Here is a 19,183-nt window from a genome sequence, read left to right on the forward strand (position 1 = left end):
GGTGTGCCGCGGGCCTCGTTCAGTGGGAGACCGGGGTCCAGCCGTTCTGTCCGTACCAGTAGTGCGGCAGCCCCTTGATGCTGCTCGTACGGAACGGCTGACCGTCGTCGTCGATGCGTGCCGTGCCGGTGCGGCCCCGCGAGGACCATTCGAGCTCCAGGTACCAGCGGCAGTCGCAGGTGACGGTCTGGGCGTCGATCATCAGCACCTCGGGATCCTTCACGGACACCCGGTAGGGCATACGCCGGGCCGGAAGGCGCTCCCCGTCGCCGCCCTCGCCCGAGACCGGCTGGGCAATGGGCCGGTTTATGTCCAGGTCGACGGTGAAGGCGCCGGGGGCCATGGCGCCGCCGCAGCCCCCACCCGTGGAGTAGGCCGTGCCCTTCAGTGGGGCCGAGCGTCCGACGACGCGCACCCGCAGCGCCTCCAGGACGACGGCCGCGTCGGACCGCCCCTGCACGGTGATGTCCACGAGCGTCTCCTCGCCGTGCACCGCGTTCTGCGTCCGCGCCCACGGGGAGGCGTCCTGCGGCGCCGGGGGCGGCGGTACCTGCTCGGGCGCCTTGTCGATGACGTAGACGTGACCGCAACCGACCGCCCAGCGATGGGAGTTCACGGTCCAGGTGAGCGGGGGCCCGGCCGAGACGCCGGTGGGGGAGGGGCTCGTGGACGCGCTCGGCGAGCTGTCGCGACTGCCGGACGCGCTCGGGGTCGGGGAGCTTGACGGCCGGCCGTGTGCGGCGGAGGGGGACGCGGACGGTGTCGCCGATCCGCGCCGCGCGCCTGCCGCCTTCGCGGCCGGCGCGTCGGCCACCCGCCGGCCGGCGTCCTTCGCGGAGTGCCCGGACGGCAGGGCGGACAGGCTGCCCAAGGTGGCGAGCAGCGCGGTCACGACCGCCGCGACGACCGTGACACGGCGCCTGTACCAGAGGGTGCGCGGCACTCCGGCCGGCTCGGGGGGCGAGGTGGCGGAGCCTTCCGGGGCACACTCCGCGGGAGCGGACGCGAGGGCGGTACCCGGCGGCGGGGCTTCGGCCGTGTCCGGTCCGGTCCGCGGCGACAGGGCCTTTGCCACCGTCTCTCCGGTCTCCGCCACTGTCCCTGCGGTCCCCGCCGCCGTCTCTCCGGTCTCCTCGTTCGTCCGGGTGGCCTGGGTTTCCTGGGTGGTCGTCGGCGAGGAGCCGGGCGACGCCGGATCCGGTTCCGGAACCGGTGGCTTCGAGGGGCTGGACGACGCCGTGGGCGCGGGGGTCGGAGACGCGGACTCCCCGGCTGAAGAGCCGGGCGGGGTGGGCTCGGCGGGCTCTGCGGCGTGGGGCGTCCGGGGCCGTTGCCGGGCCGCCACCGCGAGGATCCACCGCCGGTGGAGTTCGACCCGTTCGGCCGGGCTCGCCCCGCACATCGCGGCGAACCGCTCCACGGGCGCGAACCCGAGCGGCACCGCTTCCCCCGCGCAATACCGGTGCAGCGTCGAGGCGTTCATGTTCAGGCGACGGGCGAGCGCGGCGTAGCTGCGGTCGGAGCGGCCCTTCAACTTCCTCAGCAGCGCCGCGAATTCCTCGGCATCGTCCTGGTGCGCCATCGTGTCCCCCGCTTTCCGTCCCCGGACGGCATCCCAGGCACTCCCCTAAGGAGAGGCCGGACGGCCTGGGACGGTTCCACCGTTGCGGACGGGGTGCCGTTCGGGAAGCACACGCACGAACGGCGACGCGACCGCCCGCGAGCAGACCCGCCGCACCGCGATCGTCGTCGGGCACGTGCACAGCGGGCCCTGCTCCGGCCCCGGCTCACAGGCCCTGGCGGGCGGGCCGCAGTCGCAGGGTGAGGATCTGGAACGGCCGCAGCTCGATCTCCGGCGGGGCCTCGTGCAGCGGCCGTTCCAGCAGGTCGGTCACCTCGGCCCGGGAGACCGGGAAACCGGCGGTCACCCTCGCGCGGGCCCGGCCGCCCCGGGACTCGTACAGCCGCACCACCACATCGCCGCCGCGGTCCTCCGCGAGCTTGACGGACTCGACGGTGACGGCCGGGTCGTCGACGCTCACCAGCGGTTCGGGAGCCGGTACCGAGGCCTGCCGCAGCGGCAGATTGAGCGCGAGCCCCTCCGCCACGGCGTCTCCCACGCCCGCCCCCGGCAGCAGCGCGTACGTGAACCGGTGTGTGCCGAGATCGGTCTCCGGGTCCGGGCTGCGCGGGGCGCGCAGCAGGGTCAGCCGCACGGTGGTGCCGAGGCCGTCGGCATGCGGGGTACGGGTCACGTCGTGGCCGTACGTCGAGTCGTTGAGCACCGCGACGCCGTACGACTCCTCCGCGACCCGCAGCCAGCGGTGGGCGCAGATCTCGAAACGGGCCGCGTCCCAGCCGGTGTTGGCGTGGGTGGGCCGGTGGACGTGCCCGAACTGGATCTCGGCGGCGGACCGTTCGGCCTGGACGTCGAGGGGGAAGGCGGCCTTGAGGACCTTCTCCGACTCCCGCCAGTCGACGTCCGTCACGATGTCCACCCGGCGGCTCGCGGCCGTCAGCCGGATCTCCTGGGTGATCCGGGAGGAGCCGAAGGCCCGTGTGACCCGCACGGTCGCCCGCAGGGGTCCGTTCTCCACCAGCTCCACCGACTCGGCGGCCGTCAGGTCCGTGTGGGTGCGCCGGTAGTGCCGGTCGATGTCCCAGGCGTCCCAGGCGTTGGGATGGTCGGGGTGGAGCTGGAGCAGATTGCCCGGACCGCACAGCACCTCCCGGCCGTGCGCGAGATCCCGTACGGAGGTCAACAGCCCGTCGCCGTCGATCCGCACCCGCAGCCGGTCGTTCTCCAACACGATCGCGCCGTCGGCCCGTTCGGCCCGAACGGTGGGGCCCGGCAGCCCCTCGGCGGGCACGGCGGCGCCGCCCAGCGCCGGTACCGTCACCAGTCCCTCCCCGACCACTTCGGTCCGCTCGTAGGGCGAGGCGTTCAGGACCGCCGGGGAGCCGGATCCGAGAGCCCGTAGCGCCTCCGCCGTGAGGTCCGCCAGCTCCGCGAGCACCCGCGCGTACGTGTCGCGGGCCTCCCGGTGCACCCAGGCGATCGAGGAGCCGGGCAGGATGTCGTGGAACTGGTGCAGCAGCACCGTCTTCCAGAGCCGGTCGAGGGCGTCGTACGGGTAGCTGTACGACGGTTCGCGCACGGCGGCCGTGGCGCACCACAACTCGGCCTCGCGCAGGGCGTGTTCGGAGTGCCGGTTGCCCTGCTTGGTCTTGGCCTGCGTGGTGTAGGTGGCCCGGTGCAGCTCCAGATACAGCTCGCCCGACCAGACCGGCGCCTGGGCCGCGTACTCCTCCTCGGCGGCGGCGAAGAACGCCGACGGTTTCTCGACCTCGACGCGCGGTGATCCCTCCAGGGACCGCAAGCGCCTTGCCTTCTCCAGCATCTCGCGGGTCGGGCCGCCCCCGCCGTCGCCCCAGCCGAACGGGACCAGCGAACGGGTGGCCCGGCCCTTCTCCGCGAAGTTGCGTTCCGCGTGGGCGAGTTCGCGGCCGTGGAACTGCGAGTTGTAGGTGTCCACGGGCGGGAAGTGAGTGAAGACCCGGGTGCCGTCGATGCCCTCCCACCAGAAGGTGTGGTGGGGCATCCTGTTGCTCTGGTTCCAGCTCAGCTTCTGGGTGAGGAACCAGCGGACGCCCGCCAGTTTCGCCAGTTGCGGGAACGCGGCCGTGTAGCCGAAGGAGTCCGGCAGCCAGATCTCCTCGGTCTCGACGCCCAGTTCCTCCCGGAAGAACCGCTTGCCGTGCACGATCTGCCGGGCCAGCGCCTCACCGCCCGGCATGTTGGCGTCGGACTCCACCCACATCGAACCCACCGGAGCCCAATTGCCCTGCTCCACCGCCTTCTTGATGCGCTCCCAGATGTGCGGCTGGTGCTCCTTGACCCAGGCGTACTGCTGGGCCTGGGAACAGGCGAAGACCAGCTCCGGATAGTCGAGGGCCAGCGCGGTGACGTTGGCGAAGGTGCGGGAGGCCTTGCGGACCGTCTCGCGCAGCGGCCACAGCCACGCCGAGTCGATGTGCGCGTGCCCGGTCGCCGAGACGCGGTGCGCGCTGGCCGACGCGGGCCGGGACAGCGCCTCCGTCAGCTCGGCCCGTGCCGCCTGGGCCGTGCCGGACACGTCGTGCAGATCGAGGGCGTCGAGCATGTTCTCCAGCGCGCGCAGGATCTCGTGCCGCCGCGGCCGCTGCGGATCCAGCTCGTACATCAGCTCCGAGAGGACCTCGATGTCGAGGACGAGACGCCACACCTCCTCGTCGAGTACGGCGAGATCGGCAGACGCGAATCGGTAGATCGGCCCATCGCCTGCGGTCAGCACGTCTCCGAGGCGCGTGGGCTCGAAGCCGTGCAGGACGGCGGGGTTCGCCGCCGCCTCCAGCAGCAGGCGGACCGCCTCGCCTCCCCTCGCCGGCGCCCCGACCGTCAGATGGCGGTTGCGCGGGTGGATGCCCTTGAGGGGGACGCCGGCCGCGTCGTACAGCAGCCCCTCCGCCTGGAACCCGGGGCCGTCCCCGGTGAACCCGGGGTCGATCACCACCTCGACCGGGCGGCCCGCCCATTCCCCGGGCACCCGGCCCTCGATGCGGAACCAGCTCGTCGACCAGGGTTTTCCCCAGACCGTGCCCGTCGTGAAGGGCTCGTAGGAGGCCTGGAGAGCCTGCCCGACGGGCACCGGCTCGCCCGGCACGTGCCACACGGAGAGAGTGAGCGGCACCCGCTCCCCGTACTGCGCGGGGCGCAGGAACTGCCGCAGCGCGCGCTCCAGCCGGGCCTCCACCAGCGAACGGTCGTCGTGCACGGCGGCTCCTCTGTGCTGGGACGGCTCTGTCGAACCCTTCACTTCCCCGTGCGGCCGTCGCGCACCCGTGACCGTACGGCAGGCGGTTGATGATTCGACATGACTGTCACGTTCCCGAAGAGGGCATGGATCCCGTGAACGTGTTCGAGCAGAGGGGACCCGACATCGGCACGCAGGCGGGGGTCATGAAACGGCACGCACCAGGAGGTGGTCCCATGACCAAGGGGGCCTTCTCCACCGATCCAGTGGAGGAAGCGTCCGAGGGGGCGACGGACCGACCGGCCGGCGCGCAGCTCCGGCGCCGGCTGGGCAAGGCGGATCTGAGGGCGGTGCCCGAGGCGCGCAAGGCGCTGAGGGAGCACTTACGGCACTGGGGGAAACCGGGCAGGGCCGAGACGGCGGAGCTCTTGACCAGTGAGCTCGTCACCAACGCGCTCATCCACACGGATGACGACGCCGTCCTGACGGCGACCATCGGACCGGGCGGACTGCGCGTGGAGGTCCGGGACTTCGTAGGGCGCAGGCCCAGACTGCGCGTACCGAACGCCGACGACGGTACGCACGGCAGGGGCCTCGTCCTCGTCCAGTCCCTGGCCGACGCGTGGGGCGTACGGTCCCACGGGGTGGGCAAGGCGGTCTGGTTCGAACTGAACGGCGACGCGGTGTAGGAACACCGCGCCGCCGCTGTCGTGTCCGGGCCCGTCCGCAGCCGCGGACGGGCCGGCGCCGCGCCCGCGGCAGGCCGCGTGTGGCTCAGCCGAACTGCCGCTCAAGGTCCTTCAGCTTGCGCTCCAGCGAGTCGAGCCGGGGCAGGGCCATCGTTTCGTCCTCCGTGGTGAGGTCGACGGTGATCGGCTCGGTGCTCTTGCGGACGGGGGTGAGGGAGGGCCGCGATCGTACGGGCAGCTGCTCCGCGGTGGATATGGCAGGCTCCGTGGAGGCCCCGGCCGGGGCGCGCTCCACGGTCGTGGTCTCCAGTTCCCCGGCGGCGCCGCGTCCGGGGAAGCCGCGGTGACCACGGCTGAGCGCCTTCAGATGCGCTCGCTCGACCCGCTCCTCGTTGCGGCGGCGCAGCCGGGTCTGCTCCTTCTGACGCCGGTCCTCGCGCACCTCGTCCACGGCCTCGTCCAGGGACCGGACGTTCTCCAGGAGCATCAGCGACCAGGCGCTGTACGTCTCACGGGGCGCGCGCAGCCAGCGGACGATACGGATCTGCGGCAGCGGACGCGGCACCAGACCCTGCTCACGCAGGGCGGCCCGGCGGGTCTGCTTCAGGGCCCGGTCGAACAGGACGGCGGCCGACAGGGACATGCCCGCGAAGAACTGCGGAGCGCCGGCGTGGGCCACGCCCCGGGGCGCGTGCACCCAGTTGAACCAGGCGGCGGCACCCGCGAAGGTCCACACGAGTATGCGGGAGCCGAGCGCCGCGTCACCGTGGCTGGCCTCGCGCACCGCGAGGACGGAGCAGAACATCGCCGCGCCGTCCAGACCGAACGGGACCAGGTACTCCCAGCCGCCGGAGAGGCCGAGGTTCTGCTGGCCGAAGCCGACCAGGCCGTGGAAGGAGAGTGCCGCCGCGACGGCGGCACAGCAGAACAGCAGGACATAGGACGCCGTGCCGTAGACGGCCTCCTTACGCCTGCGGCGCTCCTCGGTGCGCTCCCACGAGTCGTCGCTGCTCGTGCTGTCCCCGGACCGCTTGCCGCGTGCGAGCACCGCCACCGCCGCCAGCAGGCCCAGGAGCAGAACGGCGCCTGGAAGCAGCCAGTTCAGCGATATGTCGGTCAGTCTCATCTGGGGTCCCTTGCATTGGGATAGGGCGTAATGCCCGCCATAGTGGACCAATCACGTCGGCCCTCAGGGGGTTTCGGGGCAAGAGGCCGCCAAGGTGGTGCAAGGAACTGCACAGGGCGGCATTCTGCTCGAACTGCCGCACGAGGGACGGGAGTTGAGTACGAATAAGACTACCCATACGGATGGTTCCGCGGAGAGTTCCCGTGACAAGTGAGGAATTCGTGAAGCACCTGTGATCTGTGGATGGTTCCGTGGACGGCTCATGGGCGGGCCCCCCGGCGCTCAAGGGGTGCCCCGTGAGCCTTCGTGAGTGCTTCGAGGGGTCGCGGCCGGTTCCGGTTCAGGGGCGCGCGTGTGCGGCCGCACACGCCCTGGGGCGTGTGCGGCCGTGCGCGCGCCCCAGGCGTCTCAACTCGCGGCGGCGGCAGTCAACTTGGTGACGCGGGCCGCGTCGCAGGTGCGCGGGCAGGTGACGCAGGTGTCGGCTGGGCGCAGGGTGTAGAAGAGGCAGCAGCTCACCCGGTCGCGGGTGGGCAGGGACTCCCCGTCGGGACCGGTCAGTTCGCGGAAGGCCGCCGAACCGGCGTACGGCCGGGTCGAGCCCGGCAGCAGCAGTTCGAGCTCGCGCAGCGCGCGCTCCTCCTCGCCGAACAGATGGGCGACGTACCAGAGGCCCTCGACCACCTCGTCCGTCGCCATGCCCCACAGGGCCCGGCCGCGCCGTCGCATCCGCGGCCCGAATCCGCCGAGGACGGGCTCCAGGTGCCCGGCCACCGCCGCCCGCACCTCCGCGCGCAGCGCCTCCTCGTCCGGTACGACCCGCGCGCCGGGCAGAGCGGCAGCCGGGTCGTCCGGCAGACAGGCGAACGTGGTGATCCGGACGGCCATCCTGCCGAGCTCGCGATGGAATGTGACGTCCTCCACAGGGAGGTGCGGCACCCGGCGCCGAAGGAACCACGGCACGGTGATCAGCAGGCAGGCCGGCCAGGCGTACCGGTGCAGTCCGAAGCCGGCCACGACGTCGGGCCGTGCCCGCGCGCCGTAGTCCCGGACCACCTGGGCCTCGTCCCAGGCGAGAAGGGCGTCGAGGTCCGGCCCGCCCTCGGCGAGCCGGGCGGCGGCGGCCCAGCCCGCGCCCCGCGGGGCCGCATCTCCCGCTCCCAGCTCGGTGACACCCAGGCCGGGGAAGACCTCGCCGAGCCGCGCGTAGGCGTCCGCGACGGGCGACACGGCGGCGGACGGCGCGTCCGGACCGGACGGGCCGTCCGTGGTCGGCGTCGCGGCCGTCGCGGCTGCGGCGGCTCCGGCGGCCGCGACGTCTTCGGCGGACAGGGTGGGAGTCGACATGCGGAACCATCGCTTCACGATCGTTAGCAGGTAAGCCTTACCTTACCCCGCCTCCCGGGTGTTTGAACTGAGCCCGTGTGCGCCTATCGTGCTTGACGGACGGGTAACAACCGCCGCCTTCACCCCAGGGGAATCCCCCGTACCACCGACCCGGAGGAGGAACCGTGGAGCAGACCGGTCCGCGCAGCGCGCACGGCTCCGGGTCGTGGGCCCCGGACGCCCTCGCGGGCACCTTCCGGGTTCCGCAGCAGCCGGGACCCGTGGACGCGGGACGGGTCGGGGGAGCGCGCGCGAGCGTCGTGGGCGACGGTTTCGGCGCCGGCCCGGGTTCCGAGCCGGGCATCGGCACCCCCCTGATCCTGGCCTCGGCCCGTGGCGAGCACACGCACAGCGAGGTGCCGATCCCGCACCCGCGCACCGAGGACACCCGTCCCGCCGTACGTACGGACGGCACCCGCCCCGCCGGGAACCCCGGGAACGTCAGGCCCGTACACGCCGACGAGGCGCGTCCGGAGAGTGCCCGGCCCGTGCGGGCCGAGGAGGCGCGTCCGCGTGTACGCCCCGGGAGCGTCCGGCCAGGGCCCATCGACGAGGGCCGCCCCGCTGTCCGCGCGGAGGCCGCCCGCCCCGTCGTGCAGCGCGCCTCCGTGCGGGGGCAGATTCTCGACGCCCTGCGCACCGCGCTCGTCGCCGGTGAACTCGCCCCCGGTGAGGTGTACTCGGCGCCCGCGCTAGGCGAGCGCTTCGGGGTGTCGGCCACGCCCGTCCGGGAGGCGATGCAGCAACTCGCCCTCGAGGGCGCCGTCCAGGTCGTCCCCAACCGCGGCTTCCGCGTCATCGAGCGAGGCACCCGGGAAGTGGCCGAACTCGCCGAGATCCGGGGCCTGATCGAGGTCCCGGTGATGCTCCGGCTCGCGCGCACCGTGCCCGCCGCCCGCTGGGCCGAGCTGCGCCCGCTCGCCGAGGCCACCGTGCGGGCCGCCTCCTCGGGCTGCCGCGCGACCTACGCGGAGTCCGACCGGTCCTTCCACCGTGCGGTGCTCGCCCTCGCGGGCAACGAGCAGTTGGTGCGCATCGCCGACGATCTGCACCGCCGGGCCCAGTGGCCCCTCGTCGGCGGCCCCGTCTCCCGAGGGCGCGCCGACCTGGTGGCCGACGCCGCCGAACACACCGCGCTGCTGGACGCGTTGATCGCCGAGGACCTGGTGGTCGTCCAGGCGCTGGTACGGGAGCACTTCACCGGCGCGCCCTGAGAACCCCGGTCCCCGTGCCACCGCCGCGGGCGGGCGAAGTGCCCGCCCGCCCGTACGTGGTCAGGCCGTCGCCGCGGGCGGGGACAACTGGTCCGCCAGCCACAGGGGGACGCCCCCCAGCAGCCGGAACAGCCGTCCCGCCTCCGCCCGCAGCCGCGAGGCCTCCGGCTCGGACTCGGCGTCGGCGAGGGACGCCAGCGCCGGGGCCGTACCGACGAGGTACCCCAACTCCTCCCGGATCCGCAGGGATTCGGCGAAGCCGTGCCGCGCCTCCGCCAACTCCCCCTCGCGCAGGGCGATTCCGGCGAGATGCCGCCAGGTGAAGGACAGCAGCAGGGAGTCGTTCTGGGCGGTCGCGCCCGCGTGCGCCCTCCGGTACGCGGCGCGGGCCGCCTGCGGCGCGTGGGCGAGGTTCTCGGCGAGCAGTCCGCGCCGGAAGTCCAGCAGGGCCCTGCCCGGCACACCCGGCGCGAGCAGTGCCGCGGCCCGTCCTAGCGCCGCACGCGCCTCGTCGGCCCGGTCGCGCACCCTCAGCAGGGTTGCGGCGTAGGCGAGTTGACCCCGCTCGCAGGCGGCCGCGCCCCGCTCCTCGTCGCTCTGGGCCAGCGCCTCGGCGGTGCGCAGCGCGTCCTCCGCCTCGGCCCAGCCCTGTTCGGTGTAGAGACAGCGCTCGACCAGGAGCGACGCTCTCTGTAGAGCGGGCCCCGCCGTCAACGGCTGGATCAGCGCCGCCGCGTCGGCCCAGCAGGCGCGCGAGCGCAGCCGCCATACCGCGGTCTGGAGTGGATCGTCCCCTGCAGTCGTTCCGGTACCAGACATGGCGGTATGCGCCACGTTGCCCTCCCCGAGCACACCATTGAGCTGTTGAGTGGTGGCATCTCAGCACGGATCACCGGGCCCGGCCAAGAGGGTAGGTGAAGGATTTCACAAAGTCATTGATCCTGTGCCGTGCCGCCAGGGGCTCCTGGGGTCAGCTCATCCGCAGTGCCAGGAAGAAGTCCAACTTGTCTTCCAGGCGGGAGAGATCACGACTCGTCAACTGCTCGATTCGCCCGACGCGGTAGCGCAGCGTGTTGACGTGGAGGTGCAGACGGGCCGCACAGCGCGTCCAGGAGCCGTCGCAGTCGAGGAACGCCTCCAGGGTCGTAATCAGCTCCGCGCGGTGCCTGCTGTCGTACTCGCGCAGCGGGTCCAGCAGCCGGGCGGTGAAGGCGCGGCGCACGTCGTCCGGGACGAACGGCAGCAGCAGGACGTGCGAGGCCAGCTCCTGGTGCCCGGCCGCGCAGACGCGTCCGGGGCGTGCCGCGGCGACCCGGCGGGCGTGCCGGGCCTCCTCCAGGGCGCCGCGCAGCCCCTCGGCCGAGTGGACGGCCGCGCTGACGCCGATGGTGAGCCGGCCGTCGTCGTTCAGGCCGGCGGACAGCGGCTCCCGTACGGCCGCCAGCAGGGCGTCGGCGTGCAGGCCGGGCTCGGAGCCGTCCTCGTCGGAGGGGACCGCCGGAAGGGGGACGAGCGCGACCGCCTCGCCCCCGGTGTGGGCGACGGCGATCCGGTCGGAGGTCTCGGGTCCCGGCGACAGCGGGTCGACGAGGATCTCCTCCAGCAGCGCTTGGGCGACCGGGCCGCCCTCGATCTCGCCGCCGTCCCACTCGACCCGCGCCACCACGACCTGCCAGTGCGGGGCCGCGCCCAGGCCCGGCAGCAGCACCGGCGCCGCGACCCGCAGCCGGGCCGCGATCTCGCCGGGCGCGGCCCCCGTCTGGACCAGCTCCAGGACCTCCTGCGCGAGCCGTCTGCGCACCGTGCGCGCCGCGTCGCGCCGGTCCCGCTCCACCGCGATCAGCTGGGTGACGCCCTGGAGCAGGTCGAGCCGCTCCTCGGGCCAGTCCCCGGCGTCCGCCTCGACCGCGAGCAGCCAGTCGGAGAGCACCGTCTCGCGGACGTCCCGGAAGGCGCCCGCGGCCCGCCCGGAGGAGCGGACCGGGAAGAGCGAGTACATCGCCGGGCCCACCGTGACCCGGTGCGGTCCCCGGCGCCCGGTGCGGACCGCCGCCAGATGGGCGGCGGCGAGCTCGGCGCGGGTGCCGGCCGGCAGCGCGCCGCCCGCGAGCTTCGAGCCCGCGATGGGCCGTCCGGCGGGCGAGAGGACCCAGGCGCGCAGGTCGAGGTCGGTGCCGAGAAGATCGAGGACCACGTCGGGGCCGCCGCCCGCCGGGCCCGAGGTCATCATGCGCCGGTGCCGCTCGACCACGGCGGCCAGATCCCCGGCGCGCTCGCCGGAGACCTGGCGCACGACGTGCTCGGTGATCGTGGCGAAGGCGACCGACTCGTTCACGGCGAACAGCGGCATGCGGTGCCGGGCGCAGGCCACGACCAGGTCGTCGGGGATGTCGCCGAGCTCCGCCTCGCCCGCGGCCAGGGCCGCGACCCCGGTGCTCGCGAGGATGCGGACGAACGGCTCGGAGTCCTCGGCGTCGTGCCGCCAGGCGAGTCCGGTGAGGACCAGTTCGCCGCCCGAGAGGTAGCGGCTCGGGTCCTTGAGGTCGGTGGTCATCACACCGCGTACGGTGCGGTCGAGCTCGTCCTCGCCGCCGAGCAGCCGCAGGCCCAGCGCGTCCGTGTCGAGCAGTGCGCGCAGCCGCATTTCGTCGCCGCCGTTCTTTGTCTCGAAATCTACGATGGATCAGTGGTGAGGCCCGTCGGCGTCCCGGGGCTCCGCGGAGCTGTCCGCGGGTGCCGGGAACCGGCGGGACCGGCTCCCGGGCCTTCTCCCAAGGGCCGTGTCCCTGTTCGGCAGGGCCGTACCTCTGTTCCCAGAGGACCGGATCTTCGTTTCCGGAGGAAGACGAAGAGGTTGCTGATGACCTCGGTTCATACGAATCTACAAGATGCGCGCGCTGGCCAGCGAACTCCTTCATGGTTTCGGTGACTGACCCTGGTGCCGGACGTCACTGTGTACTGGCCCCACTCCGCTGTTGAGACCTCATGAACGAGCCGAGGACGCCGCACCCGATCTGGCTTGATCAGAACGCCCCACGACACGAATGAAGAGAGCCACTCATGGACTTCCTTCGCCCCGCCAGTTGGGAGGAGGCGCTCGCCGCCAAGGCCGAGCACCCCACCGCTGTGCCGATTGCGGGCGGCACCGATGTGATGGTCGAGATCAACTTCGATCACCGCAGGCCCGAGTACCTCCTCGACCTGAACCGCATCGGAGAGCTGAGCGAGTGGGAGGCCGGCGAGCAGAGCGTGCGCCTGGGCGCCTCCGTCCCGTACACCCGGATCATGGAGAGCCTGCGCCGTGAGCTTCCCGGGCTGGCCCTCGCCTCCCACACGGTGGCCTCGCCGCAGATCCGCAACCGCGGCGGTGTCGGCGGCAACCTCGGCACCGCCTCCCCGGCCGGCGACGCCCACCCCGCCCTCCTCGCGGCCGGCGCAGAGGTCGAGGCCGAGTCGGTGCGCGGTTCGCGGCTGATCCCGATCGACGACTTCTACACCGGCGTGAAGCGCAACGCGCTCGCGCCCGACGAGCTGATCCGCGCCGTCCACGTCAAGAACGCCGACGGACCCCAGCAGTACTCCAAGGTCGGCACCCGCAACGCGATGGTCATCGCGGTGTGCGCCTTCGGACTGGCCCTGCACCCCGAGACCCGTACGGTCCGCACCGGCATCGGCTCGGCCGCGCCCACCCCGGTCCGCGCGAAGACCGCCGAGGAGTTCCTGAACGCGGCGCTCGACGAGGGCGGCTTCTGGGACAACGGAAAGATCATCACCCCCTCGGTGGCGAAGCAGTTCGCCGCGCTGTGCTCCGCCGCCTGCAACCCGATCGACGACGTCCGCGGTACGGCGAGCTACCGCCGCCACGCGGTCGGTGTCATGGCCCGTCGCACGCTGATGTGGACCTGGGAGTCCTACCGCGGCACCGCCGCCCGTACGGAGGGAGTCGCGTAATGCGTGTCAATTTCACCGTCAACGGCCGCAGGCAGGAGGCCGACGACGTCTGGGAGGGCGAGAGCCTCCTGTACGTCCTGCGCGAGCGGCTCGGTCTGCCCGGCTCCAAGAACGCCTGCGAGCAGGGCGAGTGCGGCTCCTGCACCGTCCGCCTGGACGGCGTGCCCGTCTGTTCCTGTCTGGTCGCCGCGGGTCAGGTCGAGGGCCACGAGGTCGTCACCGTCGAGGGGCTCGCCGACTTCGCCAAGCAGCGTGCGGAGCAAGCCGGTTGCGCGACAGGCACGTGCAACGCCGCCGAGGCGAGCGGCATTTCGCTCGACGCGGCCCAGCGCTGGGCCGCCAAGGGCCATGATTCGCAGACCGGTGAGGGCACCGAACTCTCCCCCGTGCAGCAGGCGTTCATCGACGCCGGAGCCGTCCAGTGCGGCTTCTGCACCCCGGGTCTGCTGATCGCGGCGGACGAGATGCTGGAGCGCACCCCGAACCCGTCCGACGCGGACATCCGCGAGGCGCTCTCGGGCAACCTGTGCCGCTGCACCGGCTACGAGAAGATCATGGACGCGGTCCGCCTCGCGGCCGCCCGGCAGTCCGAGGCGGTCTGACCATGGCAACGACCGGCACACCCACGAACATCACACAGGGCTCCGGGACCAAGGGCGGCATCGGCGAGTCCACGCTCCGCCCGGACGGCACCCTCAAGGTCACCGGCGAGTTCGCGTACTCCTCCGACATGTGGCACGAGGACATGCTGTGGGGGCAGATCCTGCGCTCCACGGTCGCGCACGCCGAGATCGTGTCCATCGACACCTCCGAGGCCCTCGCGCAGCCCGGTGTGTACGCCGTCATGACGTACGACGACCTGCCCACCGACGTGCGCAACTACGGCCTGGAGATCCAGGACACCCCGGTCCTCGCGCACGGCAAGGTACGTCACCACGGCGAGCCCGTCGCCATCGTCGCCGCCGACCACCCGGAGACCGCACGCCGCGCCGCCGCCAAGATCAAGGTGGAGTACCGCGAGCTGCCGGTCATCACCGACGAGGCGTCCGCGACCGCGCCCGACGCGGTTCTCGTCCACGAGGGCCGCGACGACCACCACATCGGCCACGTCCCGCACCCGAACATCGTGCACCGCCAGCCGATCGTCCGCGGCGACGCCGAACAGGCTGCGAGGAAGGCCGACTTCGTCGTCCGGGGCGAGTACACCTTCGGCATGCAGGACCAGGCCTTCCTCGGCCCCGAGTCCGGCCTCGCCGTGCCCTCCGAGGACGGCGGCGTCGAGCTGTACATCGCCACCCAGTGGCTGCACTCCGACCTGCGCCAGATCGCCCCGGTCCTCGGCCTGCCCGAGGACAAGGTCCGGATGACCCTCTCCGGGGTCGGCGGCGCGTTCGGCGGCCGCGAGGACCTGTCGATGCAGATCCACGCCTGTCTGCTGGCCCTGCGCACCGGCAAGCCCGTCAAGATCGTCTACAACCGCTTCGAGTCCTTCTTCGGGCACGTCCACCGCCACCCCGCCAAGCTCACCTACGAGCACGGGGCGACCAAGGACGGCAAGTTGACCCACGTCAAGGCACGGATCGTCCTCGACGGCGGCGCGTACGCGTCGGCCTCCCCGGCGGTCGTCGGCAACGCCTCCTCGCTCGGCGTCGGCCCGTACGTCGTCGACGACGTCGACATCGAGGCGATCGCGCTCTACACCAACAACCCGCCCTGCGGCGCCATGCGCGGCTTCGGAGCGGTCCAGGCGTGCTTCGCGTACGAGGCACAGATGGACAAGCTCGCCGACGAGGTGGGCATGGACCGGGTCGCGTTCCGGCAGCTCAACGCGATGGAACAGGGCTCGCTCCTGCCCACCGGCCAGCGCGTCGACTCACCGGCCCCGGTCGCCGAACTCCTGCGCCGCGTCAAGGCGATGCCGCTTCCGCCCGAGCGGCAGTGGCTCTCCGCGGGGGAGGAGCCCGACGTACGGCAGCTGCCCGGCGGTCTGTCCAACACCACGCACGGCGAGAGCGTCGTCCGCGGGATCGGGTACGCCGTCGGTCTCAAGAACGTCGGCTTCTCCGAGGGCTTCGACGACTACTCGACCGCCAGGGTCCGCATGGAGGTCGCCGGCGGTGTGCCAGTCGCCACCGTGCACACCGCGATGGCGGAGGTCGGCCAGGGCGGCGTCACCGTCCACGCGCAGATCGCCCGTACCGAGCTGGGCGTCGCGCAGGTGACCATCCAGCCGGCCGACACCCGGGTGGGCAGCGCCGGTTCGACGTCCGCCTCACGTCAGACGTACGTCACCGGCGGCGCCGTCAAGAACTCCTGCGAGCTGGTCCGCGAGAAGGTCCTGGAGATCGGCCGCCGCAAGTTCGGTACGTACCACCCCGCCTGGGCCACCGCCGAACTCCTCCTGGAGGGCGGCAAGGTCGTCACCGACGGCGGCGAGGTCCTCGCCGATCTCGCCGACGTGCTCGAAGGAGAGAGCGTCGAGGTCGAGGCCGAGTGGCGGCACCGCCCGACGGAACCCTTCGACCTGCGCACCGGGCAGGGCGACGGCCACGTCCAGTACAGCTTCGCCGCTCACCGCGCCGTCGTCGAGGTGGACACCGAACTCGGACTGGTCAAGGTCATCGAACTGGCCTGCGCCCAGGACGTCGGCAAGGCACTCAACCCGCTGTCCGTCATCGGCCAGATCCAGGGTGGCACCACCCAGGGCCTGGGCATCGCGGTCATGGAGGAGATCATCGTCGACCCGAAGACCGCGAAGGTGCGCAACCCCTCCTTCACGGACTACCTGATCCCCACCATCCTCGACACGCCGACCATCCCCGTCGACGTGCTCGAACTCGCCGACGACCACGCCCCGTACGGGCTTCGTGGCGTCGGCGAGGCCCCGACCCTGTCGTCCACCCCGGCCGTCCTCGCGGCGATCCGGAACGCGACGGGTCTGGAGCTCGACCGGACGCCGGTACGCCCCGAACACCTCACGGGGACGGCGTAGGCGCCGGGCAGTTGTCCCCGGGCGGCGCGTGGGACACCTCGTCGCGCCGCCCGGAACACCCGGTAACCGCACCGCTCACGGAACCGGGCAGCAAGCAGCCGCCGGCAGGCAGTCGGCAATCGGCTGTCGGCAGACGGAAGTCACACAGAGAACAGCAAGCGACAACCACCAACCGCATCAGCGTTCTTCGCGTTCGTCCCGGGCCGTCCCCCGGGTCGTGCGGCCGAAGCACCATCCCAAATCCCGCAGTCGCGAACGCGACTGACCAGCCGTCAGGACGGCTGTACGGGTGCCCCTTTGAACCTTGGGAGCAGGCCCACATGACCCAGCAGTCACTGGAGCCGAAGACCACCGCGCAGGACGCGGGCGCGGGCAGCCGCGTTCCGGCGGGACGGTCTTGGCTCGACCGGTACTTCCACATATCCCAGCGGGAGAGTTCGATCGCGCGTGAGGTGCGCGGCGGCATCACCACCTTCATGGCGATGGCGTACATCCTGCTGCTCAACCCCCTCATCCTGTCCGGCAAGGACGTGGCGGGGGACGCGCTCGGCCAGAAGGCCCTGATCACCGCGACCGCGTTCGCGGCGGCCTTCACCACCCTGCTCATGGGCTTCGTCGGCAAGGTGCCGCTCGCCCTCGCCGCCGGACTCTCGGTGTCCGGTGTGCTCTCCTCGCAGGTCGTCCCGCAGATGACCTGGCCGCAGGCCATGGGGATGTGCGTGATGTACGGCGTGGTCATCATGCTCCTGGTCGTCACCGGGCTGCGAGAGATGATCATGAACGCGATCCCGCTGGCGCTCAAGCACGCCATCACCATGGGGATCGGCCTGTTCATCGCGCTGATCGGCCTGGTCAAGGCCGGTTTCGTGCACCAGGGCAAGGCGACCCCCCTCACCCTCGGGTCCACCGGTGAACTCGCCGGCTGGCCGGTGCTGCTCTTCGCGGCGACCCTGCTGCTGATCTTCGCGCTCCAGGCGCGCGGTGTCCCCGGAGCGATCCTCATCGGCATCGTCTCCGGCACGGTTGTCTCGGTCGTCCTCGACGCCACCGGTGTCATCGACCCGGGACAGTGGGCCGGCGGTGCCCCCGAACTGCACGGCAGCGCCGTCTCGATGCCCGACTTCTCGCTCTTCGGCAAGGTCGGGTTCGGCGGCTGGAGCCATGTCGGCGCCATGACGGTCGGCATGATCGTCTTCACTCTGGTGTTGGCCGGGTTCTTCGACGCGATGGCCACGATCATCGGCGTCGGCACCGAGGCCGGACTGGCCGACGACAAGGGCCGGATGCCGGGCCTGTCGAAGGCGCTGTTCATCGACGGCGCGGGCGGCGCGGTCGGCGGAGTGGCAGGAGCCTCCGGCCAGACGGTCTTCGTCGAGTCCGCGACCGGCGTCGGCGAGGGCGCCCGTACGGGCCTCTCCTCCGTCGTCACCGGCCTCTTCTTCGCGGCCTGCCTGTTCTTCACCCCGCTCACGGCGATCGTCCCGGGCGAGATCGCGGCGGCGGCCCTGGTGGTCATCGGCGCCATGATGATGACGAACGCGCGCCACGTCGACTGGGCCGACCGCGCCACCGCCGTCCCGGTCTTCCTGATGGTCGTGATCATGCCGTTCACCTATTCGATCACCGCGGGCGTGGCGGCCGGTGTGATCAGTTACGTCGCCATCAAGATCGCCCAGGGCAGGGCCCGGGAGATCGGGGCCTTCATGTGGGGTCTGACGGCGGTCTTCTTCGTCTACTTCGCGCTTCATCCGATCGAGGGCTGGCTGGGCGTCCGCTGACGCCCGAGCCCCTTCCACGCAACCGTCGTCAAGGAGACCGAGACATGCTGGACATCGCCGAAGAACTGCACCGGTGGGTCGAGCAGGGCCGCGACTTCGCCGTCGCCACCGTGGTGGCGGTCGGCGGCAGCGCGCCCCGCCGGCCCGGCGCCGCGCTCGCCGTCGACTCCGACGGCACGGCGATCGGCTCGGTCTCGGGCGGTTGCGTGGAAGGGGCGGTCTACGACCTGTGCACGCAGGCACTGGAGGACGGCGAGACCGTCCTCGAACGCTTCGGCTACAGCGACGACGACGCCTTCGCGGTAGGTCTGACCTGCGGTGGTGTCATCGACATCCTCGTCACCCCGGTCCGCGCGCGGGACACCGCCCGCCGCACGGTGTTCGCGGCGGCGCTGGCCGCCGCGGCGGGCGGCGAGGCGGCGGCGCTCGCCCGCGTCGTGACCGGGCCCGCCGAGCTGATGGGCCGGGCCCTCCTCGTGCGGTCCGACGGCTCCCACGAGGGCGGCTTCGGCGCCCACCCCGGACTCGACCGTACGGTGGCCGGTGAGGCGGCGGCCCAGCTGGACGCCGGCCGTACCACCACCGTGGAGATCGGAGAGCAGGGCTCTCGTTGTGGAGCACCGCTCACGGTTCTGGTGGAGTCCTCGGTGCCGCCCCCGCGCATGATCGTCTTCGGTGCCGTCGACTTCGCCTCGGCGCTGGTGCGCGTGGGCAAGTTCCTCGGCTACCGGGTCACGGTCTGCGACGCCCGCCCGGTCTTCGCGACGGCGGCCCGCTTCCCGGAGGCGGACGACATCGTCGTGGAGTGGCCCCACCGCTATCTGGAGCGCACGGAGGTCGACTCCCGCACGGTCCTGTGCGTGCTCACCCACGACGCCAAGTTCGACGTCCCGCTGCTGCGGCTCGCGCTGCGGCTGCCGGTGGCGTACGTCGGCGCCATGGGTTCGCGCCGCACCCACCTGGACCGCAACGAACGGCTGCGCGAGGTCGGCGTCACCGAGATCGAGCTGGCCCGTCTCAGGTCGCCGATCGGCCTGGACCTGGGGGCGCGGAGCCCCGAGGAGACGGCCTTGTCGATCGCCGCGGAGATCGTGGCCGACCGGCGCGGAGGAAGCGGCGTCTCCCTCACCGGGGCGCACACCCCCATCCATCACGACACACCCTCGGCCCGGGCACGGCGGATCGGGTCGGTGGCCTGAGACCGGCGTCGGCGCGACCGGGTAGGGCCGGGGGCAGGCGCGGGGCCGTCCTTCG

Annotated in this window: 13 protein-coding genes; 7 read left to right on the top strand and 6 right to left on the bottom strand. The window is 72.3% G+C overall.

Going from position 1 to position 19,183, the window contains the following annotated elements:
- Positions 1-19: 19 nt before the first annotated feature.
- Positions 20-1,582, bottom strand: a complete 1,563-nt coding sequence (locus ABZV42_RS19795; RefSeq protein ID WP_356052931.1) for a helix-turn-helix domain-containing protein — start codon at positions 1,580-1,582, stop codon at positions 20-22.
- Positions 1,583-1,787: 205 nt separating this feature from the next.
- The gene (locus ABZV42_RS19800) at positions 1,788-4,814 is read right to left on the bottom strand and encodes a glycoside hydrolase family 38 C-terminal domain-containing protein (protein ID WP_356052934.1); all 3,027 of its coding nucleotides are present in this window, start codon (positions 4,812-4,814) and stop codon (positions 1,788-1,790) included.
- Between the two features lie 215 nt (positions 4,815-5,029).
- Here ABZV42_RS19800 and ABZV42_RS19805 point away from each other — a divergent pair, with 215 nt between their 5' ends.
- The gene (locus ABZV42_RS19805; protein WP_355979193.1) at positions 5,030-5,482 is read left to right on the top strand and encodes an ATP-binding protein; all 453 of its coding nucleotides are present in this window, start codon (positions 5,030-5,032) and stop codon (positions 5,480-5,482) included.
- An 85-nt stretch (positions 5,483-5,567) separates the two neighbouring features.
- On the opposite strand, the gene ABZV42_RS19810 is transcribed toward ABZV42_RS19805, so the two are convergent.
- Both ABZV42_RS19810 and ABZV42_RS19815 read right to left on the bottom strand, forming a co-directional pair.
- On the bottom strand, positions 5,568-6,608 hold the full coding sequence (locus tag ABZV42_RS19810; RefSeq protein WP_355979190.1) for a DUF2637 domain-containing protein: 1,041 nt from the start codon (positions 6,606-6,608) through the stop codon (positions 5,568-5,570).
- Between the two features lie 408 nt (positions 6,609-7,016).
- Entirely contained in the window at positions 7,017-7,955 is a 939-nt protein-coding gene (locus tag ABZV42_RS19815) for a (2Fe-2S)-binding protein (RefSeq protein WP_356052936.1), read from the bottom strand.
- A 527-nt stretch (positions 7,956-8,482) separates the two neighbouring features.
- Here ABZV42_RS19815 and ABZV42_RS19820 point away from each other — a divergent pair.
- Positions 8,483-9,208, top strand: a complete 726-nt coding sequence (locus ABZV42_RS19820) for a GntR family transcriptional regulator (RefSeq protein ID WP_355979394.1) — start codon at positions 8,483-8,485, stop codon at positions 9,206-9,208.
- 60 nt (positions 9,209-9,268) lie between these two features.
- Here ABZV42_RS19820 and ABZV42_RS19825 read toward each other — a convergent pair whose 3' ends face one another.
- Positions 9,269-10,042: a hypothetical protein gene (locus tag ABZV42_RS19825; RefSeq protein WP_355979185.1), complete on the bottom strand. Its 774-nt coding sequence runs from the start codon at positions 10,040-10,042 to the stop codon at positions 9,269-9,271.
- 136 nt (positions 10,043-10,178) lie between these two features.
- Entirely contained in the window at positions 10,179-11,852 is a 1,674-nt protein-coding gene (locus ABZV42_RS19830) for a PucR family transcriptional regulator ligand-binding domain-containing protein (RefSeq protein ID WP_356052938.1), read from the bottom strand.
- A gap of 416 nt (positions 11,853-12,268) precedes the next feature.
- Between ABZV42_RS19830 and ABZV42_RS19835 the strand changes: the two genes are divergently transcribed.
- The 5 genes from ABZV42_RS19835 to ABZV42_RS19855 all read left to right on the top strand — a co-directional run bounded on the left by ABZV42_RS19835 (position 12,269) and on the right by ABZV42_RS19855 (position 19,128).
- Positions 12,269-13,159 (top strand): xanthine dehydrogenase family protein subunit M, encoded by an 891-nt coding sequence (locus ABZV42_RS19835; RefSeq protein ID WP_355979180.1) that lies wholly within the window; start codon positions 12,269-12,271, stop codon positions 13,157-13,159.
- Complete coding sequence (locus ABZV42_RS19840) at positions 13,159-13,761, top strand: (2Fe-2S)-binding protein (RefSeq protein ID WP_355979178.1); 603 nt, start codon at positions 13,159-13,161, stop codon at positions 13,759-13,761. The genes ABZV42_RS19835 and ABZV42_RS19840 overlap by 1 nt, the downstream gene beginning before the upstream one ends.
- 2 nt (positions 13,762-13,763) lie before the next feature.
- On the top strand, positions 13,764-16,151 hold the full coding sequence (locus ABZV42_RS19845; protein WP_355979175.1) for a molybdopterin cofactor-binding domain-containing protein: 2,388 nt from the start codon (positions 13,764-13,766) through the stop codon (positions 16,149-16,151).
- 320 nt (positions 16,152-16,471) lie between these two features.
- The gene (locus ABZV42_RS19850; protein ID WP_356052940.1) at positions 16,472-17,929 is read left to right on the top strand and encodes an NCS2 family permease; all 1,458 of its coding nucleotides are present in this window, start codon (positions 16,472-16,474) and stop codon (positions 17,927-17,929) included.
- Between the two features lie 44 nt (positions 17,930-17,973).
- On the top strand, positions 17,974-19,128 hold the full coding sequence (locus tag ABZV42_RS19855; RefSeq protein ID WP_355979170.1) for an XdhC/CoxI family protein: 1,155 nt from the start codon (positions 17,974-17,976) through the stop codon (positions 19,126-19,128).
- The last annotated feature ends 55 nt before the right edge of the window (positions 19,129-19,183 follow it).

It is taken from the genome of Streptomyces sp. NPDC005281 (genome assembly GCF_040607495.1).
Taxonomy (GTDB): domain Bacteria; phylum Actinomycetota; class Actinomycetes; order Streptomycetales; family Streptomycetaceae; genus Streptomyces.